The organism is Shewanella waksmanii ATCC BAA-643 (genome assembly GCF_000518805.1).
Lineage (GTDB): Bacteria > Pseudomonadota > Gammaproteobacteria > Enterobacterales > Shewanellaceae > Shewanella > Shewanella waksmanii.
In genome coordinates this window covers 1-26,896 of the sequence record NZ_JAEH01000058.1, presented here as the reverse complement: position 1 = coordinate 26,896, position 26,896 = coordinate 1, and the positions used below count along the sequence as shown (strand labels likewise).

Below are 26,896 nucleotides of genomic sequence, written 5' to 3'. Positions count from 1 at the left end.
CGTTGAATAATTTCACAAGGGAACAACCATTGTTTCAATCATTCGCCTTGAATTAGTTTGCCCAAAGCGCGCTGAGTAGATCAAATTCTTATACTGATTGGTATAAAACCAGCGCATACTTTTTATAGGCTAACTATATAATAGCGCGGAGCTATTATATGTGGCTAATGGAGGCCGTTTGGGTTTTAATGTATTGGTTTTCGAAATCTTCTTGTGTCAGTGGCTGACTAAAGTAAAAACCTTGGCCTATTTGACAGTCTTTGTCTTTTAGCCAATCTAACTGTTGTTTGTTTTCAATCCCTTCAGCGACAATGTTTAAGTCCAACTGCTTTCCTAACATCAAAATAGTCGATGCAATGGCGCTATCGTGGGGTAAGTCTGTCACAAAGCAACGGTCAATCTTCATGGTGGTGATCGGCAGGTGGCGCAGGTATGACAGTGAAGAGTAACCGGTACCAAAATCATCAACCGCAATACCAAATCCCGCGCTTTTTAACTGCTCTAGCTTACTGATGGCTAGCTCAATGTCATTCATTAACGAGGTTTCGGTAATCTCTATCTCAAGTAAGTTGGGATCGATCTGATACCTAAGTGACAACTGTTTAATGTCTGGAACTAAACTAGCGTCAGCAAACTGTTGCGACGCGACATTTACCGCGATGGGTAAGGCAAAGTTATAGCGTTGCTGCCAGGACTTAATGGTTTTACAGGCTTGTTCAATAACCCAGCGGCCTAGAGGGATGATGATGCCGGTTTCTTCAGCAACCGGTATGAAAGACATCGGGCTGATTAAGCGGCCATCTTTTTGCCAGCGAATAAGTGCTTCACAAGCGATAACTTCACCGGTTTTAATATCAAACTTAGGTTGAAAGTGCAGTAAAAACTCTTCATTGCGCAATGCATCATGCAGTGACGCTTCCGTGCGTAAACGTACCGCGGCGCGCTCGGTCATTTGCTGCTTAAAGAACGCCCATTGGTTAGAACCAGCGGCTTTCGCACTGTACATGGCTATATCGGCGTGACGAATTAAATCCTCGGCACTGAGGCCATCGTCAGGATAAATTGAGATACCCACTGACGCCGCAGGGTGAATGGTATGCTCGTTGAGCTGCATGGGGGTATTGAGCTCTAATAACAGCTTATCGACGAAGTCTGCCGCTTGATCTGGGGTTTTCACATCATCTGCTAGAACAACAAATTCATCGCCGCCTAAACGTGCAACGGTACCGCGATCGCCCACAACGCGTTCAAGCACTCGTGCAATTCGTGCCAAGAACTGATCGCCCAATGCATGACCAAGGGAGTCATTAACGTTTTTAAAGCGGTCTAAGTCGATAAACATCATGCTAAATTGCTGTTTGTGCACTCTAGCGCGTTGGATAGTGACCGCAATGGTTTCTAAAAGTAGGGTGCGATTGGGCAAACCTGTGAGTGGATCTCGGGTGGCCATTTTGCGTAATTTGGCTTGAGTTTGACCAAATTGGATTAAGATTTGGTTAAATTTTGATGTCACTAAGCCTAACTCATCATCTTGGTGCGCTTTGGAAACCGGCAGTAAATTCTCATCGGGCGATTCGGGCTCAATCTTATCGATAGCTTCACTAATTTTGGCAATCGGCTGGGTAAGAAAACGGTGGAATACTATCGATAGCACTAAAGTTATCAGTAGAGCCCTGGCCAAGGTGGCAAGAAAACTAAAGCGCAACTGTGAAAACAATGAATCGGTCAGTTCTTGGGTATTATAAAATATGGTAAGTGTGCCGATAACTTGTTGTTTATCAGTGCCTTCAAAATAGAATGGTCGGTATAAAGTTCGCGATATCTCTTTTAAATCGCCAAATAATTTACTGCTTAAATCTTTAAATAGGTCATTACTGCTTTGCGGATTACTGATTGACACAAACATGGAGCCGTCATCCAGTTCAATCACCGATGAGCCGACATGCTCGACCTTCAATACGCCTTCGAGGGTTTGTTTCGCTAAGTTATCATCGAGTGCCCAGACGGCATTAGCAGTAGGTTGTTCAACGGAGTTTAACAGTTCATTTTGGGCTTCAATCAGTTGTTGCCGAGCAGAAACACCCACAAGCGCAATTTCAACGATAAAAATCGCTATCGCGAAAAAAAGCGCAGAGAAAACAACTAAACTTGTCTGCTTCCATGTGAGAGATTTAAAGCTGGCGCTCATGTATCCCGTCCTTTGACTGTTACTGAATTGTTATTTAAACCCTAAAATCACCGACTTCACAACAAAAACTTTAGTCCAGCTACCTACTTTAGAGAAAAGATTTCTCTTTGTCATTAATATGTGCCCTTTATCTATCTAGCAAATGTGCAGTATACTTACGCGCGTAATCAAAGGTAATTAAATATTAAGGAATGGTTCACGTGAATCCAATCGTAAAGAGTTTTGAATATGGTCAGCACACAGTCACTATTGAGACTGGGGTTATTGCACGTCAAGCAGATGCAGCTGTTTTGGCAAGTATGGGTGATACAACAGTACTTGTTACCGTTGTTGGCAAAAAATTTGAAGAGCCAGGCCGTGACTTTTTCCCGCTAACCGTTAATTACCAGGAAAAAACATATGCAGCAGGTAAGATCCCTGGTGGTTTCTTTAAGCGTGAAGGTCGTCCAGGTGAAGGCGAAACCCTAACAGCGCGACTAATTGACCGTCCAATTCGTCCTTTATTCCCTAACGGATTTAAAAACGAAGTTCAGGTTATCATCACCGTGGTATCTGTTGACCCAGAAATTAGCCCTGAAGTTATCTCAATGATTGGTACTTCTGCGGCACTGTCTATTTCTGGTATTCCATTTAATGGTCCACTAGGTTCAGCTCGTGTGGGTTATGTTGATGGCGAATACATCTTAAACCCAACGGTTTCTCAACTAGAGAACAGCCAGCTTGAGCTGTCAGTTGCTGGTACAGAAAGCGCAGTATTGATGGTTGAGTCAGAAGCAAGTGCACTGCCTGAAGAAGTAATGTTAGGTGCGGTTGTATACGGTCATGATCAACAGCAAGTTGTTATCAATGCTATTAAAGAGCTTAAAGCTGAAGTCAACAAGCCTGATTGGGAATGGACTGCGCCAGTTCAAGACCAAGACCTAGTTGCAAAGATTAAAGATTTGGCTGAAGCCGGTCTTACTGAAGCTTACCAAATTGAAGTTAAGCAAGATCGCTACGCACAAGTTGGTGTTGTTAAAGCCGCTGCTAAAGAAGCGTTACTTGCAGAGAACCCAGAAGCGGATTCTCGTGAAATCGACGGCCTTTTAGGTAGCCTAGAGAAGAAAGTGGTACGTAGCCGTATCATCGCTGGTAACCCACGTATCGACGGCCGTGAGCCAGACATGGTTCGTGCACTAAACGTGATGGCTGGCGTTCTGCCACGTACTCACGGTAGTTCACTGTTTACTCGTGGTGAAACTCAAGCACTAGTAACTTGTACACTTGGTACTGAGCGTGACGCACAGAAGATTGATAGCATCATGGGTGAGTACACTAACCGCTTCATGCTTCATTATAACTTCCCTCCATACTCAGTTGGTGAAACTGGCATGGTTGGTTCACCTAAGCGTCGTGAAATCGGTCACGGTAAGTTAGCTTGGCGTGGTATCAATGCCGTTATGCCTAGTGCTGAAGAGTTCCCATACAGCGTACGTGTTGTATCGGAAATCACTGAATCTAACGGTTCAAGCTCTATGGCGTCAGTCTGTGGTACTTCACTAGCATTGATGGATGCAGGTGTACCAATTAAGTCTTCTGTTGCGGGTATTGCAATGGGTCTAGTTAAAGAAGGCGATGATTTCGTTGTTCTGTCTGACATCTTAGGCGATGAAGATCACTTAGGTGATATGGACTTTAAAGTAGCCGGTACCCGTGATGGTATTACTGCTCTGCAGATGGATATCAAGATTGAAGGTATCACTAAAGAGATCATGCAGATTGCGCTACAGCAAGCCTATGGCGCACGTGTTCATATCCTAAACGTAATGGACCAAGCTATTGATGGTCACCGTGAAGATATCTCTGATCACGCTCCACGTATCACTACGCTTAAAATTAACCCAGAGAAAATTCGTGATGTTATCGGTAAAGGTGGTGCAACTATTCGTGCACTTACCGAAGAGACTGGCACTACGATTGAACTTGAAGATGACGGTACCGTTAAGATTGCTTCAGCTAATGGCGAAGCAACGAAAGAAGCGATTCGTCGTATTGAAGAGATCACTGCTGAAGTTGAAGTGGGCACAATCTACAATGGTAAAGTTGTACGTATCGTAGACTTCGGTGCATTCGTGACTATTCTACCAGGTAAAGATGGCCTAGTTCATATCTCACAAATCGCTGAAGAGCGCGTTGCAAACGTGTCTGACTACCTAGAAGTGGGTCAAGAAGTGAAAGTGAAGGTGATGGAAGTTGACCGTCAAGGTCGTGTACGTCTTTCTATGAAAGAAGCTGCACCTAAATCTGAAGAGCCAGCACCAGCTGCTGAGTAATTTGGATTTACACTTAATAAAGGAGGCTTAGGCCTCCTTTTTTATTGGCTGATTTTTAGCGACACCTATGTGGCTTGTCTCTCTATAGATAAATAGTGACCCTATCGCGGTTTATTGAAGTTTTTATTATTGTCGTTGCAACTCAGGGCTGGCTGCGTGGTCAATATAATAAGTTTTAGACAAAAGTAGCGATAACTGCTTTAAGATTAACTATTTTTAGTGATTTTTTATCCTAGTAGATAGCCGTCGCCTAGAGAGGTTGCTATGATTGAGGTTGCAGTTAAATTCATAAGGTTAAATGGATGAATCAAAAATTACGTACCGTTGCCATCGTGCTTATGACCGGTGTAAGCGTATTATTAACTGGGTGTGTGTCTACTCAGTCTGACAGTGCCGACAATGGCAAGGTCATGGTCGCGCCGGTAATGCCTGATTATAAATTGGAAGTGACATTGGCTCGCCTCAATGAAATTTTAACTTCTGCGGAATTGACCGCTGAGCAACGTGCACGTTTTCATTATGACCGTGGGGTGATTTATGACAGTGTTGGCTTACGTATTTTAAGCCGTATTGACTTTCATCAAGCACTGAAGTTGCAGCCTAACCTGGCAGACGCGTACAATTTCCTGGGGATCTACTACACCCAAGAAGGCGAGTTTGATAGTGCTTATGAAGCTTTTGACGCCGTGTTAGAGCTGGCGCCAAATTATGATTATGCTTTCCTTAATCGCGGTATAGCACTCTATTATGGCCAGCGTAATCAATTGGCCGTTGCCGATATGGAAGCTTTTTTCGACGGTGACCAGCAAGATGGCTATCGTGCTTTGTGGTTGTATATTACCGAAAGCGAAGTCAATGAGGCGGAAGCCAAAGCGCGATTACAATATAACCGCACACAACTCGCTGATTCAGCTTGGGCGAGTACCTTAGTTGATTACTATCTTGGCAAGCTAACTAAAGAGCAAGTCTTTGCATTAGCAAAGCAGGGGTTAACCAATCCCAATGAGTACGCTGAGCGTTTATGTGAGGCATACTTCTACATGGCTAAAGTTGCCCAGAAACAGGGCGAGCTGAACGATGCGGCAAACTATTATCGATTAGCGTTAGCCACCAATATTTATGATTTTGTTGAACATCGCTACGCACGAGTAGAATTAGCAAAAATTGGCGAACAAGTTAACGCCGCTCAATAACGAGTGTGTATCACTAGTCTTAACCTAGCCCCAGTTGCTGCCGCGCTGGGGTTTATTGTATTTAAGGGCCCATGTCCTAGCCATTAGAAAAGCTAAGCGCTATAATTGCCGACTTTGTCAAATTCAACTATCTGCAGGTACTCATGTCAGGCTATAAAGTAGAAGTCGATAAGCGTCGTACTTTCGCCATTATTTCTCACCCCGATGCCGGTAAAACCACCATCACCGAAAAGGTGTTGTTGTTCGGCAACGCGTTACAAAAAGCGGGGACCGTCAAAGGGAAAAAGTCTGGTCAACATGCTAAGTCTGACTGGATGGAAATGGAAAAAGATCGTGGTATTTCAATCACCACCTCTGTGATGCAATTTCCCTACAATGATGCTTTGGTTAACCTGCTAGATACGCCAGGTCACGAAGACTTCTCTGAAGATACTTATCGTACACTAACCGCTGTCGACTCTTGCCTCATGGTCATCGACTCAGCAAAAGGTGTAGAGCAACGTACCATTAAGTTGATGGAAGTGACCCGTTTGCGTGATACGCCAATCGTGACCTTCATGAACAAATTGGACCGTGATATTCGCGATCCTATTGAACTGATGGACGAAGTAGAAGAAGTACTTAACATCGCTTGTGCTCCTATTACTTGGCCTATTGGCGCGGGTAAAGAGTTTAAAGGTGTGTATCACTTACTACGTGACGAAGTCATTTTGTATCAAAATGGTATGGGTCACACCATCCAAGACTCTCGAATCATTAAGGGGTTGGATAACCCTGAGCTGGACGAAGCAATCGGCAGCTACGCTGAAGAAATTCGCGAAGAGATGGAACTTGTCGTTGGCGCATCCCATGAATTTGACCACCAAGCTTTCTTGAAGGGTGAGCTGACACCGGTGTTTTTTGGTACTGCATTGGGTAACTTTGGTGTTGATCATATCCTTGATGGCATCGTTGAATGGGCACCAACCCCGCAACCGCGTGAATCTGATGTACGTGATATTGAGCCTAGCGAAGCTAAGTTCAGCGGTTTTGTATTTAAGATCCAAGCGAATATGGACCCTAAACACCGTGACCGTGTAGCCTTTATGCGCATTTGTTCAGGACGCTATGAACAGGGTATGAAAATGCACCATGTTCGTTTAGGTAAAGATATAAACGTCAGTGATGCGTTAACCTTTATGGCTGGCGATCGTAACCGCGCAGAGGCGGCTTACCCTGGTGACATTATCGGTCTACATAACCACGGTACTATTCGTATTGGTGATACCTTTACCCAAGGTGAGAAGTTACGTTTTACCGGTGTACCTAACTTTGCGCCAGAGATGTTCCGTCGCATTCGATTGAAAGACCCGCTAAAGCAGAAGCAATTGCTTAAAGGCTTAGTGCAGCTATCTGAAGAGGGAGCGGTACAGGTATTCCGTCCGCTAGACAGCAACGATTTGATTGTTGGTGCGGTCGGGGTGTTGCAGTTTGAAGTGGTCGTGGCGCGTTTGCAATCTGAATATAAGGTTGAAGCCATTTATGAGGCAATCAGCGTAGCAACAGCGCGTTGGGTTTATTGTGACGATCATAAGAAACTTGAAGAGTTTAAGCGTAAGTGCAGCAACAACTTAGCACTCGATGGCGGTGATAACCTGACTTATATCGCGCCAACGATGGTAAACCTAAACTTATCGATGGAGCGTTACCCAGACATCGACTTTGCTAAGACTCGAGAAAACTAAGCTAAGTAGACAAATCACTGAGTGAAGCGCTCATTGATGTAATAAAAAAAGCAGACTTGTCTGCTTTTTTTATGTCCGTAATTCACTAAACTAATGTTATCTCGCCAATTTAAGGGCTGAACCTTGGGAGTCTGTGTGACCGAGCAATCAATAGCAGCGATGATCGATAGCCATATCCATCTTGATAATATTAGCGATCCGCACCAGTTAAGCTTATTGGCGGCACTCATGCAGGAACAGGGTATTAACGACGCCGTTATTCCCGCAGTGGAGCCTTCGCTGTGGTCTAGGCAGTTGCAAGTCGCTAATCAATTTGGCTACGCTTTTTCTTTGGGGATCCACCCTTGGTATGTCAAGCAGCACTGGCAGCAGCAGATAAGCGAGTTAGCTACGCGGCTAGCGGAAGAATCACGGACTAGCTGTCGATTGGTAGCTATTGGCGAGTGTGGCCTAGATGGCAACTATCGCGACAATTTTGATTGGCAACTGCACAGCTTTAGTGCGCAATTAGCACTGGCAAAACAGTACAATTTGCCAGTTATCATCCATGCTGTGAAAGCCCATGAACAGGTGCTAAAACTAATCGAACAAGCTGAGCTTTGCCGTGGCGGAGTGATTCATGGCTTTTATGGCAGTCCTGAATTAGCAACACGCTATATACGTTTGGGTTTCAAGTTGGGTATTGGTGCAATATTGTTGAATGAAAATGCAAAGAAGTTGCAACAGGTGATTCAAGATGTTCCGCTAGATTGTTTAGTGATCGAGACTGATATTGTACAGGTCAACGCAGTTGAACAGACCACAAAAACCTTAAATGACCCACATTTTGGCCTTATTTTGCCATTGCTAATTAAGAAAATAGCGAATTTACAAAAAAAATCTGCTGTTCTAGTTTCAGAACACGTGTTTTGTAACACTGTGCAACTCTTTGACCTCTAAATTTTTTTTGAAAAAACAGATGTAAATCGCATCATAATTTGTGACTAAGACGTTGAAATAAAACTTCAAAAACTTGATCAAAACGACGATTTTCACCAGCACGTTGGGTATAATCGTTTTCGAAAATGAGGTTGCTTAACAACATAATTAAAAAGTGTTAACAATAGGGTGATGGTTAATGAATATACTAATGAGCTTGGTAGGGGTGGTCACCCTACTTGCAATCGGTTTCCTGTTATCAACTGACAGAAAAGCGATTAATCCACGTACCGTTTTCGGTGCACTTGCAATTCAAGCGTTTTTTGCTGGTTTTGTTCTATACGTTCCAATCGGTAAAGATATTCTTCAAAGCGTTTCAGATGGCGTATCAAGCGTTATCGGTTACGCGCAAAATGGTATTGGCTTCCTGTTTGGTGATCTAGCTAACTTTAAAGTTGGTTTCATCTTCGCAGTTAACGTTCTGCCAGTTATCGTTTTCTTCTCTTCTCTAATCGCCGTACTTTACTACCTAGGTGTCATGCAGTGGGTTATCCGTATTATCGGTGGTGCTCTACAAAAAGCATTAGGTACTAGCCGTACAGAATCAATGTCAGCGACAGCGAACATCTTCGTTGGTCAAACAGAGGCACCACTTGTGGTTCGTCCGTTTATCGCCACAATGACTCAGTCTGAGCTGTTTGCCATTATGGTTGGTGGTCTAGCTTCTATCGCGGGTTCTGTACTAGCAGGTTACGCGCAGATGGGTGTACCGATTGAGTACCTAGTTGCCGCATCATTCATGGCAGCACCAGGTGGTCTATTAATGGCCAAGCTAATGCACCCTGAAACTGAAGCTACAGTTAATGAAATGGACGAGCTTCCAGAAGACCCTGATAAGCCAGCAAACGTGCTAGACGCAGCTGCAGCAGGTGCTTCTTCAGGTATGCACCTAGCACTTAACGTTGGTGCAATGCTACTCGCATTCGTAGGTTTGATTGCGATGATTAACGGTATCATCGGTGGTTTAGGTGGTTTAGTTGGTCAAGAAGGTCTAACGCTAGAGCTTATCCTAGGTTACATCTTTATGCCGCTAGCTTTCCTAATCGGTGTACCTTGGAACGAAGCACTTGTTGCCGGTTCTTTCATCGGTCAAAAGATCGTGGTTAACGAATTCGTTGCTTACCTAAACTTTGCTCCATACCTAAAAGATGTTGCTGATGGCGGAATCTTGGTTGAAGCAACAGGTGAAGTGATGTCTGACCGCACCAAAGCGATTATCTCATTCGCACTATGTGGTTTTGCTAACTTATCTTCAATCGCTATCTTACTTGGTGGACTAGGTGCTATGGCACCAACACGTCGCCATGACTTAGCGAAGCTAGCTATCCGTGCAGTTATCGCCGGTTCTTTAGCTAACTTGATGAGTGCAACGCTAGCGGGTCTATTCCTAGCGTTGTAATACAGCTCAAGTTATTCAAATGGGGGACTTCTCCCCCTGTGCATAGGCTCTGCAATGAGGCAGAGCCTAGTTAAGACAACCAATTTTCAAAATGGCATAACAGCGCTGACAGCAGCGACTGCGCGGTAAAGTTGTGTCTAGCAAGTGTCAAATGATAGCGGTATAAGTCAAAATTTAACCAAAAATCAGATGTTTGTTCGAATGTTAAGATAATGTGTTCGCATTTTTAGTCGAATTATATTGAGATTTCAGTGAATTTGAGTACAATGCGGCGCCAACAAAAAAAGAATGCTGACTCGAAAAGAGCAGCGAAGCCATAAACAATGGGGTTGATGATGAAAAACGTTAAAATGTTAGCACTAGCGGCAACGACTTTAGCAGCGATGTCCGCACCTGTAGCAGCAGAGCAATACTATGGTTTTGCCAACGTATCGGTAAACTACCTAGACTGGTCTGAAGGCACTGTAGACCGTTCTACTGCTGAAGGCGGCCAAAAAGCTGATTTCGTATATCTTGAAGTTGAAGGTGGCGCTGGTTACGACTGGGGTGATGTCTACGGCTTTATCGATTTCGAAAACCCAACTAAAGGTGACTGGGGTTACGATGCTGGTGAAGATGCTGCTGAAGCATTCCGTATCGCTGCCAAAGGTACTGTTGCGGTAAACATCGGCGAAAGCAACTGGAACTACTACGGTCAGCTATATAGCATCGCTGATTCTTCAGGTTTCTACGAGCAAAACATCGTATTAGGTGTTAGCTACGACATCAACACTGATTTCGGCCTATGGGTTAAGCCTTTCCTAGGTGCTCACTATGTACACAACAACTTCATTGGCGCTGGCTTTAACGGCGGCATGGCTGGTTGGGTATTAGGCTATAACTTCAAGCTTGGTGGCCAAGACTTCATGATCACTAACTGGAATGAAATCGAATTCGCACGTGCTGATGAGTACCGTGGTTTCTGCGCAGCAGATACTTGTGGTGGTCCAGGCGATGCTGGTTGGGTTGAAACTAACGGCGACAGCACTGGTCTAAATGGTGCGGTAGCGCTTTGGTGGAACGCGACTTCTAAGTTCACTCTTGGTCTACAGTACCGTTATGCTGATAACAAGCTAGGTACTCCAGGTTACCAAAACGCAGCGATCTTCTCTGCTAAGTACAACTTCTAATTGTACTTGAGAGCCGTAGCAATACGGCTCTCTACTCCTTGATAAGGAATCTTTACATTTAGAGGCTATTAATTTTTACTTAAGCATGCGATAAATTGATTTATGCTGTTTAAGTAAGAGTTAAATTTTATACGCGCTAAAATGGACTTTTCGCGGAAAGGTAGAAATTGCATAACTGAATTTATGCGTACTGCTCCCTTCCCGGTCTTCATGGATTCAAGTCGTGACCCAGTGTCAGGATGCAGATGTCAGCTATAGTTACATCTCATTGAATACCTGAATTATGAATGTTGTTTTGGCAGTTATCGCCTTACTGGCGACGCTGATCATTCAACGTTTACGGCATAGCTTGAAGGCCCGGCCATAACAATAATCAAAATAATGCCAGCTCCAGCATATGCCTTACGTGAATTTATAGACTAATTTTTGAATTACGTTACGGAGAGCACTATGAACGATATTACTCACAAACAAGCTGCACAAAAAGCCATTGAGCTGATGGATTTAACCACACTTAATGACGATGATACTGATCAAAAAGTCATTGAACTGTGTCATAAAGCTCAAACGCCAGCAGGTAATACCGCAGCAATTTGTATCTATCCTCGCTTTATTCCTATCGCGCGTAAAACCCTGAATGAGATGGGTTGTGAAGAGATAAAAATCGCCACTGTTACTAACTTCCCACACGGTAATGATGATATCGCTATCGCAGTACTCGAAACCCGTGCGGCAGTTGCCTACGGTGCAGACGAAGTGGATGTGGTATTTCCCTACCGTGCATTAATGGAAGGCAACGAAACTGTCGGCTTCGAGCTTGTAAAAGCGTGTAAAGAAGCATGCGGTGAAGGCGTATTGCTCAAAGTGATTATTGAATCAGGTGTGTTAGCCGATCCCGCCTTAATTCGTAAAGCATCAGAACTGTCAATTGATGCTGGTGCTGACTTCATTAAAACCTCAACGGGTAAAGTTAAGGTTAACGCGACTTTAGAAGCCGCAGAGATCATGATGACAGTGATCAGCGAGAAGAACACAAAAGTAGGCTTCAAGCCTGCTGGTGGCGTACGTGATGCAGCCGCAGCAGCTGAATTTTTAGGTGTTGCCAGCCGATTATTAGGTTCTGACTGGGCGACGCCAAGCACTTTCCGTTTTGGCGCGTCTAGCTTGCTAGTTAACTTGCTACACACGTTAGATCTAGGTGATGCACCTAAAGGACCACAAGGTTACTAATTTAGTAAATCGTGATCTAAATCTAACAGCGAGCGTCGAGAGTTGCGTATCATATTGTAATTGAATTACAGGTCTTGGCGCCTTAGACCAAAATTTGTCACTAATAGTGGATGTTAGTGACAAGTTAGGAGGCAGTAGCATGTTTCTAGCTCAAGAGATTATTCGTAAAAAGCGTAATGGTGAAGCGTTATCAAAACAGGAAATCGAGTTCTTTGTTAACGGTATTACCACCAACGGTGTTTCAGAAGGGCAAATCGCAGCGTTAGGTATGGCGGTTTATTTTAATGATATGAACATGGATGAGCGTATTGCACTTACTACCGCAATGCGTGACTCTGGTACCGTCCTTAATTGGCAGAGCTTAGGCTTAGATGGTCCTATCATTGATAAGCACAGTACTGGCGGTGTTGGTGACGTCATCAGTTTGATGCTTGGCCCCATGGCTGCCGCATGCGGTGGTTATGTGCCAATGATTTCCGGCCGTGGTTTAGGCCATACTGGCGGTACATTAGATAAGTTTGATGCTATCCCTGGCTATCAAACAGAACCTGACAGCGCGCTATTCAGAAAGGTTGTAAAGGAAGCGGGTGTGGCGATTATCGGCCAAACTGGCGATCTTGTTCCCGCAGATAAACGTTTCTATTCTATTCGTGATAATACCGCAACGGTAGAGTCTATCTCACTTATCACAGCTTCAATTTTGTCGAAAAAACTTGCCGCAGGCCTAGATGCATTAGCCATGGATGTCAAAGTGGGTAGTGGTGCTTTTATGCCGACCTATGAAGCATCAGAACAACTTGCTCGCAGTATCACTGCGGTGGCTAATGGTGCAGGAACTAAAACCACTGCATTGCTGACCGATATGAATCAGGTGTTAGCTTCGTGTGCGGGAAATGCGGTAGAAGTGAAAGAAGCGATTGATTTCCTCACTGGGCGCTATCGTAATCCGCGTCTTTATGCCGTCACTATGGGGTTATGTGCAGAAATGTTGGTATTAGGCGGCATTGCTAGCAATGAAGCCGAAGCACGCGCTAAACTAAATCAAGTATTAGATAACGGTAAAGCTGCCGAGATCTTCGGCAAAATGATTGCCGGCCTCGGTGGTCCAGCAGACTTCATTGAGAGCTACGATAAATACCTGCCTAAGTCTGCCATTGTCCGACCTGTGTATGCAGCCCGTAGCGGTTTTGCTACCGCGATGGATACCCGCGAGTTAGGACTGGCTGTCGTCACTTTAGGTGGCGGACGCCGTAAACCAGGTGATGCGTTAGACTATAGTGTTGGCCTAACAGATATGGTTGCCTTAGGTGATGAAGTCACTATGGATAAGCCGATTGCCATGATTCATGCGCAATCAGAAAGTGCATTCGAAGAAGCGGCAAGTGCTGTTAAAGCAGCCATTCATGTCGGTGATGCAAAACCTGAACAAACACCAGAGATTTATCGCTATATACGCGCATCGGATCTCTAACGGAGTAATGTTATGAAACGTACAATCATTATGATGATGGACTCATTCGGTGTTGGCGCCGCAGGCGACGCTGATAAATTTGGCGATGTGGGTTCAGACACCTTTGGCCATATTGCTCAGGCCTGTGCGGACGGTAAAGCCAATGATGGACGTGAAGGCCCGTTGAAATTGCCAAACCTGGCTAAACTGGGTTTAGCTCATGCTGCGATGGAGAGCACGGGTCAGTTTCCAGCGGGTTTTGCTGACAACGTTGAGGTGATTGGCGCCTATGGTCACGCCGAAGAGTTGAGTTCAGGAAAAGATACTCCCAGTGGTCACTGGGAAATGGCTGGCGTACCAGTGCTATATGATTGGGGCTACTTTAGCGATTTAGAAAACTCATTCCCAAAAGAGCTGACCGATAAAATTCTCGCTCGTGCAGGGTTAACGGATTTTCTTGGCAATTGCCACGCGTCTGGTACCGCTATTTTAGAAGAGTTGGGTGAAGAGCACATGCGCAGTGGTTTACCAATTTTCTATACCTCTGCAGATTCAGTGTTTCAAATTGCCTGTCATGAAGAGACATTTGGCTTAGAGAAGCTTTATGAGTTGTGCCAAATCACCCGTGAAGAGCTAGAGCCGTATAATATTGGCCGTGTTATTGCGCGTCCATTTGTTGGCACTGGCCCTGATGATTTTGCGCGTACCGGTAACCGTAAAGATTATGCGGTAGAGCCGCCAGCAAAAACCGTGCTTGATAAGCTGGCTGCCGATGGCGGTGAAGTGGTTAGTGTCGGCAAAATTGCCGATATCTATGCCCATTGCGGTATTACTCAAAAAGTAAAAGCTACCGGCCTAGAAGCGCTGTTTGATGCCACGCTAGAGCAAGTTAAACAAGCTGGTGACAGAACGATTGTCTTCACCAACTTCGTAGATTTCGACTCTCACTATGGTCATCGTCGCGATATTGCCGGTTATGCTCGAGCACTGGAATACTTTGACTCGCGCTTACCCGAGATGCTGGCCATTTTAGGTGAAGATGATTTACTTCTGTTGACTGCCGATCACGGCTGCGACCCCACTTGGCCTGGTACTGATCACACACGTGAGCATGTGCCGGTTATTGCCTATGGCGCTGGTCTAGCTGCAGGTTCACTTGGTCGTCGTAAGAGTTTTGCTGACATGGGTCAGTCAATAGCGAGTTACTTTGGCTTAGAGCCAATGGAATATGGCGAATCATTTATTTAGTGCCATAGTTCAATAACGAATTTAAACTTTGGCGGCTAACTTGGTCGCCATTTATAAAAAGACAAAAGTCTACCAAAAGGGGTTAAATCGATGGCTACACCACATATTAATGCAGTTGATGGTGCGTTTGCAGATACCGTTCTGTTTCCAGGCGATCCATTACGTGCAAAATATATTGCTGAAACATTCCTAGAAAATGTTGAGCAAGTGACTGATGTTCGTAACATGCTAGGTTTTACTGGTACTTATAAAGGTACTCGTATATCTGTGATGGGTTCAGGTATGGGTATCCCATCTTGCTCTATCTATGCAACTGAGCTAATCAAAGATTACGGCGTTAAAAATCTTATTCGTGTTGGTACTTGCGGCGCGATCAGCACTGACGTTAAAGTGCGTGACGTGATTATTGGTATGGGCGCTTGTACTGATTCACAAACTAACCGTCTGCGTTTTAAAGGCCAAGACTTCGCTGCTATTTGTGATTACAGCCTATTAAGTGCTGTCGTTAAAGCGGCTGATGCAAAAGGCACTAAGTATCGCGTCGGTAACGTTTTCTCTGCTGACCTTTTCTATACTCCAGATCCAGAAATGTTTGATGTGATGGAAAAAATGGATGTACTCGGTGTTGAGATGGAAGCAGCAGGCCTATATGGTGTAGCCAAAGAGTTTGGCGCGAAAGCACTGTGCGTTGTTACTGTATCGGATCATATCCGTACGGGTGAAAAGACCTCTTCTGATGAGCGTCAAACCACTTTCAACGAAATGATCGAAATGACACTCGACGCCGCTATTACTCTGTAATATGCACTGTCGCAAAAAAACGGGCCACATGGCCCGTTTTTTTTGGCTACTGATTAACTCGATTTGCTTGTTTTACTCTTGGCGGGACGTTTGCGTAACTTGACTCGGGTTTTACGGCGGTCAAAATCAGCCCGTTTAAATGACAGCGCTCTAGAGAGTAATAATCCGATAATCCCAGCAATAATAAGCATCATTTGTTGCTGCTGCATATTGATTTGATGGGCTTCTTTGATCTCATTAAAAAACAGCTTGGGTTCGAGTCTCACTTCAATAAACCCAAGGTTGTTACCGTCTTGACTCACAGCTTCAACATAAGGTGGATAGGTGGCGAGCGCATCTATCATCGCTTGCGAATCAGCCTCTAAATCTTCATCAGTGACACTTTGAGCAAAAGACAGGCGCTGACCTTGCTCGCTAAAAATAGTGGCGGCCATCACTTTAGGATCTTGCACTAAGGCTTGGGTTAGCCATTGCAATTGTTCATCATTTTGCAGCTGAAGCGCCGGAGTCGCGCCATACGCAGTTTGCTGAACTAATAATCGTGCCATCTTTTCCGTTTGGGACTTTAGAAGCTGCTGCCCTTGTAGTAGGCTTGTTTCCCATAATTGAAAAAGGCCGACCATCAGAGTAACAGCAATGGCAATTTGGACCAGTCTGGTTATTCGGTGAGTCTTTCTAAGGCCTGTTAAAAAAAACACTTTGTACCTAAAAATAAACGGGTTTGTTTAATCATAATTGATTATGAGCAAAGCCGATAGCCGGAGATTGATAGCCCATGGAAAGTTCGAGTTCTAAGTCGTTGTTTGACTGGATAATGCTTAACGATGAAACCGCTGCGTCATTTGCTGGTGTGGCGATTAATCGCCATCAAGAATGGCAGTATTCAGAGCAGCAACATTGTTGTCGTATTGTATTTGAATCGAACGTTTCTGGCGCCGTAATTAATGAGTTTATCATGGCCTTAGGAGCGGTTTCTGTTGCCGTTGTGCAACGTGATACTGACCTACAATGCATCGAGGTGTGTAGTGAGCAGCCGTTTTCTCCCCAAGCAATAGCATCGCTTAATAGTAACAAGGGGGTTGAGGGCTATGTGCTAAACCAGCCACTGCCGCGAATAGATAAGCCTGGTCTGTTGGTGATGGATATGGACTCTACCGCCATTGAAATAGAGTGTATTGATGAGTTAGCCGCCATGGCAGGCGTTGGCGAAGCGGTTGCTGCGGTGACTGAGCAAGCCATGCAAGGCGAGCTTGATTTCGAGCAGAGCTTGCGCGCCAGAGTAGCAAAACTGCAAGGCGCGAACAGCCAGATAATTGATGATTTATGCCAGCAATTACCGTTAATGCCTGGTTTAACCGACATGGTAAAAATTCTAAAACAACATCAGTGGCGACTGGTTTTAGCTTCCGGTGGCTTTACGCCATTTGTGGGTCATCTCAAGCAACTTTTGGATTTAGATGCAGCTTATGCCAATGAGTTGGTGATTGACAATGGTCAATTGACCGGTGAGGTGACGGGCCAAATCGTCGACGCTCAGTTTAAAGCCGATACAGTGCTGCATTGTGCCCAGCAATGGCAGATAGCTGCTGGTCAGCGTCTGGCTATCGGTGATGGTGCCAATGATATTCCCATGATTAATCAAGCTGACTGTGGTTTTGCATTTCATGCCAAACCTAAGTTGAAAGCAGCGGCTGATTTGGCCATAGACAGTCTAGATTTACGTGCATTGCCATTTTTACTGCGTACCGGTAAATAAATTTAACGTTTAATATCGTGAGTTAACGTTTTGAATTTCTAACATAGTTCAGAATGTCGTTGTTTTAACGCTAATTGTTTGAGTAATTACTCTTGTTTTCGTCAGCAAGGCTAAGTAATTTAGAGTCAAATTCTCGATTATTTAGTCTTGTGTCTAATGGCCCTGTTGTTACCCAAGTTTCTCACTATTTGCCTTATCAATCAGGCGCGCTGCATGTACGTCAGTTGATGCCTGCCAATGCCGACTATCAAAAGACTCCCATTTTGATGTTGCACGGTGTGATGTCTAATGGCCGCGTGTTCTACAGTGACTCAGGTAAAGGCCTGGCCTGCTATCTAGCCCAAGCAGGGTATATTGTTTATGTGCTTGATACTTTAGGTCGTGGTTTGAGTACCCCAAAATTGGCTGGTGGAGAGCGTCATGGCCAGGGGGAGGTCATTCGTGAACAGTTGCCACTGGTGCAGCATTTTATTTTATCCAAGCATCAGCACAAGCTAGCTAATCACCCGTTAAAACAAGCGCCGAGTAAAGTTCATTGGTGTGCGCATTCATGGGGTGGCGTATTGATGACGAGCGCCATAGCCCGCTTTGAGTTTATTCAATCCAGCGTTGCTTCGCTGCTAACACTAGGGACCAAACGAACGATTAAAGTGAAGTCGTTGAGAAAATGGCTCATGGTCGATGTGACTTGGAATCGTGTCGCACCCCTCATCGCAAAACGACACGGTTATTTAGCCGCAGACAGGTGGCGTTTGGGTATGGACAATGAAACTCGGGCATCACTGCGCCAGAGCATAGAGTGGGTAAGAGGCGATTGGATCGATTTTGATGATGGCTTCGATTACGCGCAGGCTGCTAAGCAAGTAGCACAGCGTGGCGGTTGGCCCAAAACTTGGTTTATTGCAGGGCGGGGGGATCGTGTGCTGGGCCATCCAGACGATGTCAGTCGCATGGTGCAAGAGTGTCAGTTTGGAGATGTGAAACAAACCTTGTTATCCAAACGCGACGGTTACAAACATGATTATGGCCATGCTGAAATGCTAACTCACAAAGACGCCGTTAATGATCACTTTGTGGGCATTAAGCAGTGGTACCAAAATTGTGGCTAAGTCCCAATCGCTGCTTAGCCCGTATTTTGAAAACTGCTCAGCCCACAATATGAAAACTACTTAGCCAGTTCCCATATCTCCCAACTGGCTAACTGATATTGTTTAGCTAACGTTTTAGCCTGCTGGATATGCTGCTTAGCAAGGTCTGCATCTCCTGCGGCTTGATAGAGCTTACCTCGCTGCAAATGCCAAAATGGCCGCGATTGCCCCTGAGCTTGGCAACTATCTAGCAGTTGTGTTGCCAGTGGCTGTTGCTTGCGAATCAGTGCTCCTTTGGCTAGTTCAATACAGAGTGTGGTAGCAGATTGCGGGAACAATTTGCGTGCGAGTGCTAATGCTTCAAGCGCCGAATCATACTGCTTTGACCAAGACAGGTACTTCGCAAATTGATAGGCATGTAACCATTCGATTTCAAAACCAGCCCAATGACTTTGCTGCTGCTTAAATCGATTTAAGACCACTTTATAATCCCCCATCGCTACAAGATCGCTACCATCACTGAGTTCACCGTAGTTTGGTGCCAGAAACTGTAAACCGTCATATAGGGCTGGGAGCGCGGTGGTAAAATGATTCTCTTGTGGATATTGCTTAAATTGCCACTGTAGTTGATTTGGAATGGCGTTTAACTTAGCCACTAGCTTATCCACGCCCATATCTTGCTCGTTCGCCACCGAGACAAATAGTGGCCCTGTAAGTTTATCTTGTTTAAGTAGGGGCTCAATCAGCGAAGGGAGCGCATAATTATCAACCCAAACACTGGGGCTCATTGCCAAAAATGCGTTGAATGGCGTCTTGGCTTGCATCATGCTGTATAAGCTAAATAAGCCACCTAGGGAATAGCCTGCCAGCGCCTGTTGTTGATTGGTGCGATATTGCTGGTTGATGAGTGGCAGTAGCTCCTCGCTCAAGTATTGCTGAAAACGTTGCGCGCCCCCAAAATCTTGTTCACCTTCTACTGGCCAAGTTGTCGAGTACAGGTAGTCGCTGTCTCCCTGATTAGCCACACCGACAACAATCATCGGGGCAATTTTGCCCATACGGGCTAAGTGCAAAGCGATAGCGGAGACATGTTGAAATTGAAAATCAGCATCGACGACATATAGCACTGGATATCGACGTTTTTCATGCAAATGGTAACGCTCTGGCAGGCTAATCATAACCCGTCGGGTGTAGTCAAAAGCGCTTGAGTGGTGGCTAAATACCTGCCCTGAGATAAGCGGGCGGCTCACGGCGATAGATGATTTCTCGTCTACGGGGGCAGCCATGCAGGGAAAGGCGAGTAAACCATATAATAAGCCAAGCAATAGCCCGATTAAGGCGATATTTTTCATCGTGATAACTCCTAGGTAAAATACAATAACGCCACCTTAGCAGCTTGTATTTTGTTGCAAAGCTCACTTTGGGGAAATTGCGGTGAGTCGACGGTGAAGTTTCAGTGATGATTTAAAAATATATTAAAATCAAATTATTGTCTTAATTATGCGGTTTGGGTTTTTAGGGGGGCATTAACCAGTTCTTGGTATAAAGTCGGGTAACGCAATTGCACTTCTTGGGTGATTTCCAGTAGTTCACCCACACCAACAATACGCCATAACCGGCGCTCTAGCTCTTTAGCTTTATGTTGCGCATGAACATTAATGTAGGCCAATTCACGTCTGATGTAATTAAGATCGGGCTTGCCGGTAGCCCCGCGATATATTCTTAATGCCATGAAGCGACCTAGGTGCTGGCTTTGCTTAATAAAGTGTACCTGTGCGTCACTGTCGCCGATTAAATGTGGCTGCAAACATTTCGCCTTTATCTGCCCCTGAGACTGCCGGGATATTTGCACAAATACCTCGAAGTAGTCCAAGCCATGTTGTGGTTTCATCTGCCTGATAGGCTCAATGAAGTCTGTTTTTAAACGGTTGTGACTGAGCAGTGGTTCTAGATTGTATTGTAAGGTGTCTGCAGCTGACGCAGCGAAGATGTCGCTAACTTCATTACGCTGTTGACTTAGGCCAATTGTGGTTAACTGCATTGATTTAGCTGTTTTTTCAATAAAGTAAGGTACCGGGCTCAGCTGGCGCATCAATAAATTCTTTAAGCCATCTGACAGCTCTTTTTTATCGCTGTTCGCCTCGGTTAGCTTTTCCAATTTATCGCGATTTTGGATGATAAGCTTATTGAGAAATTCCACCCCGACATGGGGGGTGTGGCCCATCATCGCGGCTAGGTGCATGGTCACGCCGTTGCGCCGAGTGCGAATTAAGCGATAGGGCAGTTGGCTAAGCTTAGTTTTTCCCGCCAAACTTTGTAGCTTGGGAAAGCTCAGCATCACTGGCGCAGTGGTGTCAAAATTTGCCGCTTCAGCGACGGTCAGCTGCAGCCCTTTACTGGATATGTCTTGGGTAAACCCTTCAGCGACCACTTTACCTTGGCTCACTTTGACATAGGTTTTAAATGAAAAGCGGGCTTCATTACGCCGCTCGGTAAATTGCAGTGACAGTAATTTTATAGAGTTGGCTTTGCATTTAGGCTGCCCAAATGGTTTGAGGGCATTCGCGGCTTCATTACTATACTGCTGCCATTGCTGGTAGCTCGCCTGTTGGTCTTCATTAGTGAGATCGATCAGTTGTAACACATGGCTGAATCGCTGCAGTTGAGATTCCACTAACGAAGAGTAGCGACTGTCATCGCCGGGCAGCATACTTGATTTATAGGACTTTTGATGGTCAATTTTGTGCTGAGCGACTTTGAATACTCGCCACGAAGATTTAGTGCATCCGAAGCCCAAAAACAGCGCTAACAGGTTTTGCTGTTTCAACTCAGCTAAACTGGCTGAGTAAAAAAAGATGCAGCCTTTTGTTTGAAAGGTAAAACAGAAAAACAGGCTGTGGTCTGGGTTGTCAGTTTTGGTCAGCAAACGGTTTAAACGCGCTGGAGTTAGCATGCTAGGCAGCTGGCTAATTTCATTCTCGTCTTGAAACGCTTGTTGAATTGCTTGATTGTCGCGGCTTAAGAGCTTGTGGGTGATTTGAAATCCGCTATCTTCTACCTGCTCGACATACAAAGGTAAGTGTGGCAAATGCGGCAGATAATGACGCTCGAATCCCAAGCCTATTGCAGCGGTGAGTACGTCGTTGATGTCGACTTTGTAGCGAAATTTATAGCCTTGAATTAGGTTGCCTAACATTTTCGCCAAGCCTTCAGAGCCACTCAACCGCTTTAATCGAAACCAACAATGTTCAGGGTTTTTCTCACTATCAACAATCTGGTAATCAATACCTTGCTGCAAGTCCTTATCGTAGTATTCATCACTGAGTCCGAGTAGTTTCACCCGTATCGGCTTATCGGCAACAAATTGATGGGCCGCGGGAATACGGATCCTTGCGCCACCCACTGACAGATCGGCGGTCACGCCACTGAGTTCATTGCGACCATCTTGGCTTACAGAGATACGAATCGCATAATTCATTCGCTCTTCGCTGCGATTGAAAAAACTGCCTAATACCACGCCGTTAGCGACATAAGGTGTAATGCCTGCATCGTTACTTTGATTGAGGTTTCGCAGTTTGAGCCGTCGCTGTTTATGCGCTTCGAGGACTTGCTCATAAACACCTAAAGTGTAGTTGTCTTGATACAAGGCCACCGCTTCATCAAATTTAACCTTGGCTGGTTCATCTAAAAAGTGGGTCTGCTTGCCCATTTTGACTTCAAAGCAGGGCAATTCAGATTTGTCGCGCAGATCGATAATTCGGGTACAGGCCGCGGCAATACGTTTGAGCTCCATCTTTAACAAAAAGCGCGTTGAGTTAGACTCACTGGCAGTGAGCCTTTCAAACAACTCATCGAAGTCTGTTTCCATTAACAGAGGTTTGAGTTGTTCTATCAGGGCGCTATGTTGTTCTAAGCTCATTGATTGTGTCTTTTTGGATGCTAATTGAGTGAGTGGCTGTTAATCTTATGTCGGCAGCCCACAGGGCAACTTGATAGTGGTTGAGTATATATTACTTAATAAGCATTAATTTACATCTTTTTGCTGACAAAATCAGTGTTGCTTAGCAAATATAGCAACAGGTCTGTTCAGTGACTGTGCGGTTCGCATTCAAGTTCTTCAAATAAGGTCGATGAGTAGCTCAAAGTTATGGCAAAAAACAAAACAGCGTATGTGTGTAATGAGTGTGGTCAAGATTTCCCAAGATGGCAGGGGCAATGCAGTGCCTGCCAAGAATGGAATACCATTACTGAGGTACGCTTAGGTCCAGCAACTACCGCGCGCACAGCGAAATTTAGTGGTTACGCAGGTAGCACGGACAAGCAGGTTCAAACACTGGATCAGATCGATCTTAACGAATTACCCCGCATATCGAGCAGTTTTAAGGAGTTTGACAGGGTACTCGGTGGCGGCATTGTACCGGGATCAGCCATATTGATTGGTGGTCATCCAGGGGCGGGTAAAAGTACTTTGTTGCTCCAAACCTTATGTAAGCTAGCTGAGACTATGAACGCACTGTACGTTACCGGTGAGGAGTCACTGCAACAGGTGGCGATGCGGGCTAACCGTCTTGGTCTTCCCACCAGTAAACTGCGGATGTTGTCAGAAACTAGTGTAGAGCAGATCTGCGAAATCGCACTGCAAGAAAAACCTAAGCTGATGGTGGTCGACTCCATTCAAGTGATGCACATGAGTGATGTCCAGTCTTCTCCAGGCAGTGTATCGCAAGTGCGTGAGTCAGCTTCGTTTCTAACCCGTTTTGCTAAACAACATGGTATTGCCGTTATCATGGTAGGCCATGTAACCAAAGATGGCAGTCTCGCCGGGCCTAAGGTGTTAGAGCATTGTATTGATTGCTCGGTGATGTTTGAAGGTGATAGCGATAGCCGCTACCGCACTTTACGCTCGCACAAAAACCGCTTTGGTGCGATTAACGAACTCGGCGTGTTTGCGATGACAGAGCGCGGACTGAAAGAAGTGGCCAATCCCTCTGCTATCTTTTTGTCTCGCGGTGAGGAAGATGCGTCAGGTTCGTTAGTGATGGTGATTTGGGAAGGCACGCGGCCATTGCTGGTGGAGTTACAAGTGCTAGTCGATAGTTCGGCGATGGCCAATCCAAGGCGTGTGGCCGTAGGTCTTGATGGGAATCGCTTAGCATTACTGTTGGCTGTGATGCATCGTCATGGTGGCTTAATGATGGCGGACCAAGATGTGTTTGTAAATGTGGTGGGTGGCGTTAAAGTGACCGAAACCAGTGCTGATTTAACCTTGTTATTAGCAATGGTGTCTAGTTTTAGAGGCGATATATTGGCCCGGGACTTAGTGGTGTTTGGTGAAGTGGGATTATCAGGTGAAATCCGTCCGGTGCCGAATGGTCAAGAGCGGTTAACAGAAGCGGCAAAACATGGTTTTAAACGTGCGATAGTGCCAAAAGCGAATGTGCCTAAAAAGCCCCCGCAGGGGATGGAAGTAATTGGGGTGACTAAATTGTCTCAGGCATTAGAAGCGCTATAAACAGACAGGTTGCTTGCAGCACAAAGGCTAAGCATTATTGCTTAGCCTTTTTTGTTAGTTATTCTCGTGGGCCTCAATGAATAGGGTTAGCTCTCGGTTGAGTAATGATGCGTCGCCTAAATTCAGCGCTAACATGTGGCGCAGATGACTGATACTATCAATATCGATATGTAGGCATTTTAGACCCAATTGTTGATCTTTTCGATGCACTAAACTGGTTTGCATCGACACCTCAATGTCAGAGCCTGGCAAAGTAAAGCCAAGCTTTATTGGTGCATCACTGGCATCAAAATCACTCGGTAACTGCACCAATGCCCCGTTTAGGCTAAGGTCAATAATGGTTGTAGACCAAGTTTGCTGGTCTTGCTGCAGATAGGCATTGGCGTCAAATAGTATTCGCGAAAACTGACGGCGCTCATCCATAGTTGCTCCTTCGGCGTCGATAAGTATCTTAGCTATGCCCTAAGCATATGCTAAGTTGGCTTAAGTGTAAAAAATCTCGGTAATTAATCTATCAAGTCTTAAAGCGTGATCGTCCTAAGCATTAGTTTTGTTATACTAGCGACTGATTTTATTAATGGTTGTCCATCATGAGTTTTGCATCGTTATCATTGAACCCTCAGCTTATTACTTTGCTAAATCAAGCCGACTTTAAGCAGCCTACAGAGATTCAATCATTGGTGATTCCTGTGGCATTAACCGGCAAAGATATGCTGGCTAAAGCCCAAACTGGCAGTGGTAAGACTTTGGCGTTTGCGCTGCCCATTATTCAGCAATTGATGGCTGATGATGGCGACAACAGCCAAGGCATTAAGGCGCTGGTGTTAGTGCCAACGCGTGAGCTGGCAGTACAAGTCGCGCAGCAATTTGAACTGTTTTTAAGTTCATTATCACTGCAAAGCTGTGTGGTGTACGGTGGGGTCAGTATTGATAAACAAAAGCAGCAGCTGCAGGCGCAGCCCCAAGTGCTCATCGCCACGCCGGGGCGCTTGTTAGATTTGATTAATCGCCGTGCGGTTAAGCTGTCAACCCTACAAACCTTAGTGTTTGACGAAGCGGATCGCATGTTTGATATGGGCTTTCATGACGAGCTACGTAGCATTGCTAAGCACTTACCAAGGTCGCGACAAACGATGTTATTTTCAGCGACGTTAGCCAGTAAAGTCAGTGGCTTTGCCGGCAAAATGATGCATTCGCCGCAACACATAGAAACTGAGCAGCAACAGCTAACCGCTGCCGAGATACATCAGCAAGTTTACGCGGTCGATAACGATAGAAAGATTGACCTGCTTAGTCATCTTATTACCAAGCACGGTTGGCAGCAGTTATTGGTATTTTGTCGTAAAAAGATTGAAGTTGATGAGGTAGTAAAGCAGTTACTTGGCAAAGGTCATCAGGCGGCTGCATTCCATGGGGATTTATCCCAACAGCTTAGAGAGCAAACGCTCACTGACTTCAAAGCCAATACCCTATCGGTGGTCGTTGCAACAGATGTGGCGGCCCGCGGCATTGATATTGCTAACTTGCAGACTGTGGTCAACTACCAATTTCCTTTTGTTGCTGCCGACTACGTACATCGCATCGGCCGTACTGGTCGAGCTGGCAAATCTGGGCTTGCGGTGACGCTATACAGTGACGAGGATCAATTGTTACTGGAAGAAGTTGAAGCGCTATTGGGTAAACGTTTACCCCAGCAGTGGGAGCTAGGGTTTGAACCTGACTTAACGAAAGCACCGGTTATCAGCGGGAAAAACAGCCGCGCAGCCCAAAGGCAGCGGGCAAAACGTCGTGCTGGCCGCGGCAAAAGACGCTAAGGCAATCAAGGCTAGCTGAGTGATGAGCAGCAAATGGGCGTGATATTACTGAACGGGTTTACCGGTAATAAGGTGATACTTAACCAGGAGCTCATCATCAGATTCAGCATGGTCAGGGTCGGGGTCAATGCAGTCAATGGGGCAAACTGAAACGCAGGTAGGCTTATCATAATGACCCACGCATTCTGTACACAATGCGGGTTCAATCTCATAGATCTCTTCCCCCATAGTGATCGCCTGATTGGGACACTCAGGTTCACACATGTCGCAGTTAATACAGCTGTCGTCGATTAGTAATGCCATGACTCAAAATTGCCTATTTAAAGATAGATTAATTGCGGCTTAGTCTTCGGTATTGATATTACCAGTGTACTCACGCAATCCTAATCGCTAATTATACCATATTGCTGTTTTAGCAACATGGCCCTGCCAGCTTAAATATGTCGACATTGGCACATTAATGCAATCTAGTATGGGTTTTGTTGGATTGTGGGTCGGAAGATGGGTAGGGGCGATTTTTAGTGTTTTTTGGGGTACTACAATCGGGTCTACGTTAGATATCAAAAGGCCCCAAAGGGGCCTTTTTAAATGCATTTAGCCTATTTCCCCGAGTGTGGAATACGGGTGTTTAGGCCGTGCATCATTACGGCTTTAGCATCAATAATAAGGCCGCCTTCAATTAGCGGCCTTTTTAAATGCTAGTAGTGTCCCGTCCTGAGATAAGTTGACACTTTGGAGACTTATCTATGAAACCTTCAAGCACAATCAGCATTAAACGTACACAACGTGATTACACATTAGGCTTTAAATTAGCCGTTGTCAGTCAAGTAGAAAAAGGCGAGCTAACCTATAAGCAAGCTCAACAGCACTACGGTATTCAAGGTCGAAGTACGGTCCTTACATGGTTAAGAAAGCATGGTAGATTAGACTGGACGCAACCCATGGAGCACTCTCCTATGTCTAAATCTAAAGAAACACCTGCCCAGAAAATCAAACGATTAGAGAAACAAGTTTCTAATTTAGAAATGAAAAAC

Annotated in this window: 21 protein-coding genes; 15 read left to right on the top strand and 6 right to left on the bottom strand. The window is 45.2% G+C overall.

Going from position 1 to position 26,896, the window contains the following annotated elements; genetic code table 11:
- Positions 1 to 154: 154 nt before the first annotated feature.
- The gene (locus tag L865_RS0118175; protein WP_028774549.1) at positions 155 to 2,188 is read right to left on the bottom strand and encodes an EAL domain-containing protein; all 2,034 of its coding nucleotides are present in this window, start codon (positions 2,186 to 2,188) and stop codon (positions 155 to 157) included.
- A 200-nt stretch (positions 2,189 to 2,388) separates the two neighbouring features.
- Here L865_RS0118175 and pnp point away from each other — a divergent pair, with 200 nt between their 5' ends.
- The 10 genes from pnp (at position 2,389) to deoD (ending at position 15,692) form a co-directional block, all read left to right on the top strand.
- Positions 2,389 to 4,500, top strand: coding sequence for a polyribonucleotide nucleotidyltransferase (gene pnp, locus L865_RS0118170; RefSeq protein WP_028774548.1), 2,112 nt, complete (start codon positions 2,389 to 2,391; stop codon positions 4,498 to 4,500).
- Between the two features lie 302 nt (positions 4,501 to 4,802).
- Complete coding sequence (gene nlpI / locus L865_RS0118165) at positions 4,803 to 5,693, top strand: lipoprotein NlpI (RefSeq protein WP_028774547.1); 891 nt, start codon at positions 4,803 to 4,805, stop codon at positions 5,691 to 5,693.
- 143 nt (positions 5,694 to 5,836) lie between these two features.
- On the top strand, positions 5,837 to 7,417 hold the full coding sequence (prfC, locus tag L865_RS0118160) for a peptide chain release factor 3 (RefSeq protein WP_028774546.1): 1,581 nt from the start codon (positions 5,837 to 5,839) through the stop codon (positions 7,415 to 7,417).
- A gap of 135 nt (positions 7,418 to 7,552) precedes the next feature.
- Positions 7,553 to 8,356, top strand: coding sequence for a TatD family hydrolase (locus L865_RS0118155; protein WP_084632584.1), 804 nt, complete (start codon positions 7,553 to 7,555; stop codon positions 8,354 to 8,356).
- 178 nt (positions 8,357 to 8,534) lie between these two features.
- Entirely contained in the window at positions 8,535 to 9,794 is a 1,260-nt protein-coding gene (locus L865_RS0118150) for a NupC/NupG family nucleoside CNT transporter (protein ID WP_028774544.1), read from the top strand.
- Between the two features lie 335 nt (positions 9,795 to 10,129).
- On the top strand, positions 10,130 to 10,963 hold the full coding sequence (locus tag L865_RS0118145) for an outer membrane protein OmpK (RefSeq protein WP_084632583.1): 834 nt from the start codon (positions 10,130 to 10,132) through the stop codon (positions 10,961 to 10,963).
- Positions 10,964 to 11,413: 450 nt separating this feature from the next.
- Positions 11,414 to 12,193, top strand: a complete 780-nt coding sequence (deoC, locus tag L865_RS0118140; RefSeq protein WP_028774542.1) for a deoxyribose-phosphate aldolase — start codon at positions 11,414 to 11,416, stop codon at positions 12,191 to 12,193.
- Positions 12,194 to 12,332: 139 nt separating this feature from the next.
- Complete coding sequence (gene deoA, locus L865_RS0118135; protein ID WP_028774541.1) at positions 12,333 to 13,664, top strand: thymidine phosphorylase; 1,332 nt, start codon at positions 12,333 to 12,335, stop codon at positions 13,662 to 13,664.
- 12 nt (positions 13,665 to 13,676) lie between these two features.
- The gene (locus L865_RS0118130) at positions 13,677 to 14,891 is read left to right on the top strand and encodes a phosphopentomutase (RefSeq protein WP_028774540.1); all 1,215 of its coding nucleotides are present in this window, start codon (positions 13,677 to 13,679) and stop codon (positions 14,889 to 14,891) included.
- Positions 14,892 to 14,981: 90 nt separating this feature from the next.
- Positions 14,982 to 15,692, top strand: coding sequence for a purine-nucleoside phosphorylase (gene deoD, locus L865_RS0118125; RefSeq protein ID WP_028774539.1), 711 nt, complete (start codon positions 14,982 to 14,984; stop codon positions 15,690 to 15,692).
- A gap of 53 nt (positions 15,693 to 15,745) precedes the next feature.
- On the opposite strand, the gene L865_RS0118120 is transcribed toward deoD, so the two are convergent.
- Complete coding sequence (locus tag L865_RS0118120; protein WP_028774538.1) at positions 15,746 to 16,390, bottom strand: AhpA/YtjB family protein; 645 nt, start codon at positions 16,388 to 16,390, stop codon at positions 15,746 to 15,748.
- 77 nt (positions 16,391 to 16,467) lie between these two features.
- Between L865_RS0118120 and serB the strand changes: the two genes are divergently transcribed.
- The gene (gene serB, locus L865_RS0118115; RefSeq protein WP_028774537.1) at positions 16,468 to 17,448 is read left to right on the top strand and encodes a phosphoserine phosphatase SerB; all 981 of its coding nucleotides are present in this window, start codon (positions 16,468 to 16,470) and stop codon (positions 17,446 to 17,448) included.
- Between the two features lie 149 nt (positions 17,449 to 17,597).
- The gene (locus tag L865_RS0118110; protein ID WP_028774536.1) at positions 17,598 to 18,557 is read left to right on the top strand and encodes an alpha/beta fold hydrolase; all 960 of its coding nucleotides are present in this window, start codon (positions 17,598 to 17,600) and stop codon (positions 18,555 to 18,557) included.
- A 56-nt stretch (positions 18,558 to 18,613) separates the two neighbouring features.
- On the opposite strand, the gene L865_RS0118105 is transcribed toward L865_RS0118110, so the two are convergent.
- Both L865_RS0118105 and L865_RS0118100 read right to left on the bottom strand, forming a co-directional pair.
- Positions 18,614 to 19,888, bottom strand: coding sequence for an alpha/beta hydrolase-fold protein (locus tag L865_RS0118105; protein ID WP_028774535.1), 1,275 nt, complete (start codon positions 19,886 to 19,888; stop codon positions 18,614 to 18,616).
- Positions 19,889 to 20,034: 146 nt separating this feature from the next.
- Complete coding sequence (locus L865_RS0118100; RefSeq protein WP_028774534.1) at positions 20,035 to 22,455, bottom strand: PilZ domain-containing protein; 2,421 nt, start codon at positions 22,453 to 22,455, stop codon at positions 20,035 to 20,037.
- 228 nt (positions 22,456 to 22,683) lie between these two features.
- Between L865_RS0118100 and radA the strand changes: the two genes are divergently transcribed.
- The gene (gene radA, locus L865_RS0118095) at positions 22,684 to 24,048 is read left to right on the top strand and encodes a DNA repair protein RadA (protein WP_028774533.1); all 1,365 of its coding nucleotides are present in this window, start codon (positions 22,684 to 22,686) and stop codon (positions 24,046 to 24,048) included.
- Between the two features lie 54 nt (positions 24,049 to 24,102).
- On the opposite strand, the gene L865_RS0118090 is transcribed toward radA, so the two are convergent.
- Positions 24,103 to 24,471 (bottom strand): PilZ domain-containing protein, encoded by a 369-nt coding sequence (locus L865_RS0118090; RefSeq protein ID WP_028774532.1) that lies wholly within the window; start codon positions 24,469 to 24,471, stop codon positions 24,103 to 24,105.
- A 167-nt stretch (positions 24,472 to 24,638) separates the two neighbouring features.
- On the opposite strand from L865_RS0118090, the gene L865_RS0118085 reads away from it, so the two are divergent.
- Entirely contained in the window at positions 24,639 to 25,862 is a 1,224-nt protein-coding gene (locus L865_RS0118085) for a DEAD/DEAH box helicase (RefSeq protein ID WP_028774531.1), read from the top strand.
- A 45-nt stretch (positions 25,863 to 25,907) separates the two neighbouring features.
- On the opposite strand, the gene L865_RS0118080 is transcribed toward L865_RS0118085, so the two are convergent.
- Entirely contained in the window at positions 25,908 to 26,165 is a 258-nt protein-coding gene (locus tag L865_RS0118080) for a YfhL family 4Fe-4S dicluster ferredoxin (protein WP_028774530.1), read from the bottom strand.
- 443 nt (positions 26,166 to 26,608) lie between these two features.
- Here L865_RS0118080 and L865_RS0118075 point away from each other — a divergent pair.
- Positions 26,609 to 26,896 (top strand): IS3 family transposase (locus L865_RS0118075; protein ID WP_037471540.1); only part of this gene is annotated, 288 nt, incomplete at its 3' end.

What these genes read in the sequence shown, in the direction of transcription:
- L865_RS0118085 (WP_028774531.1), top strand. Translation starts at nt 24,639, where the DNA reads ATGAGTTTTGCATCGTTATCATTGAACCCTCAGCTTATTACTTTGCTA.
- L865_RS0118100 (WP_028774534.1), bottom strand. Translation starts at nt 22,455, where the DNA reads ATGAGCTTAGAACAACATAGCGCCCTGATAGAACAACTCAAACCTCTG.
- deoA (WP_028774541.1), top strand. Translation starts at nt 12,333, where the DNA reads ATGTTTCTAGCTCAAGAGATTATTCGTAAAAAGCGTAATGGTGAAGCG.
- L865_RS0118105 (WP_028774535.1), bottom strand. Translation starts at nt 19,888, where the DNA reads ATGAAAAATATCGCCTTAATCGGGCTATTGCTTGGCTTATTATATGGT.
- deoD (WP_028774539.1), top strand. Translation starts at nt 14,982, where the DNA reads ATGGCTACACCACATATTAATGCAGTTGATGGTGCGTTTGCAGATACC.
- L865_RS0118145 (WP_084632583.1), top strand. Translation starts at nt 10,130, where the DNA reads ATGAAAAACGTTAAAATGTTAGCACTAGCGGCAACGACTTTAGCAGCG.
- deoC (WP_028774542.1), top strand. Translation starts at nt 11,414, where the DNA reads ATGAACGATATTACTCACAAACAAGCTGCACAAAAAGCCATTGAGCTG.
- L865_RS0118130 (WP_028774540.1), top strand. Translation starts at nt 13,677, where the DNA reads ATGAAACGTACAATCATTATGATGATGGACTCATTCGGTGTTGGCGCC.
- L865_RS0118080 (WP_028774530.1), bottom strand. Translation starts at nt 26,165, where the DNA reads ATGGCATTACTAATCGACGACAGCTGTATTAACTGCGACATGTGTGAA.
- nlpI (WP_028774547.1), top strand. Translation starts at nt 4,803, where the DNA reads ATGAATCAAAAATTACGTACCGTTGCCATCGTGCTTATGACCGGTGTA.
- radA (WP_028774533.1), top strand. Translation starts at nt 22,684, where the DNA reads ATGGCAAAAAACAAAACAGCGTATGTGTGTAATGAGTGTGGTCAAGAT.
- L865_RS0118090 (WP_028774532.1), bottom strand. Translation starts at nt 24,471, where the DNA reads ATGGATGAGCGCCGTCAGTTTTCGCGAATACTATTTGACGCCAATGCC.
- serB (WP_028774537.1), top strand. Translation starts at nt 16,468, where the DNA reads ATGGAAAGTTCGAGTTCTAAGTCGTTGTTTGACTGGATAATGCTTAAC.
- L865_RS0118175 (WP_028774549.1), bottom strand. Translation starts at nt 2,188, where the DNA reads ATGAGCGCCAGCTTTAAATCTCTCACATGGAAGCAGACAAGTTTAGTT.
- L865_RS0118150 (WP_028774544.1), top strand. Translation starts at nt 8,535, where the DNA reads ATGAATATACTAATGAGCTTGGTAGGGGTGGTCACCCTACTTGCAATC.
- prfC (WP_028774546.1), top strand. Translation starts at nt 5,837, where the DNA reads ATGTCAGGCTATAAAGTAGAAGTCGATAAGCGTCGTACTTTCGCCATT.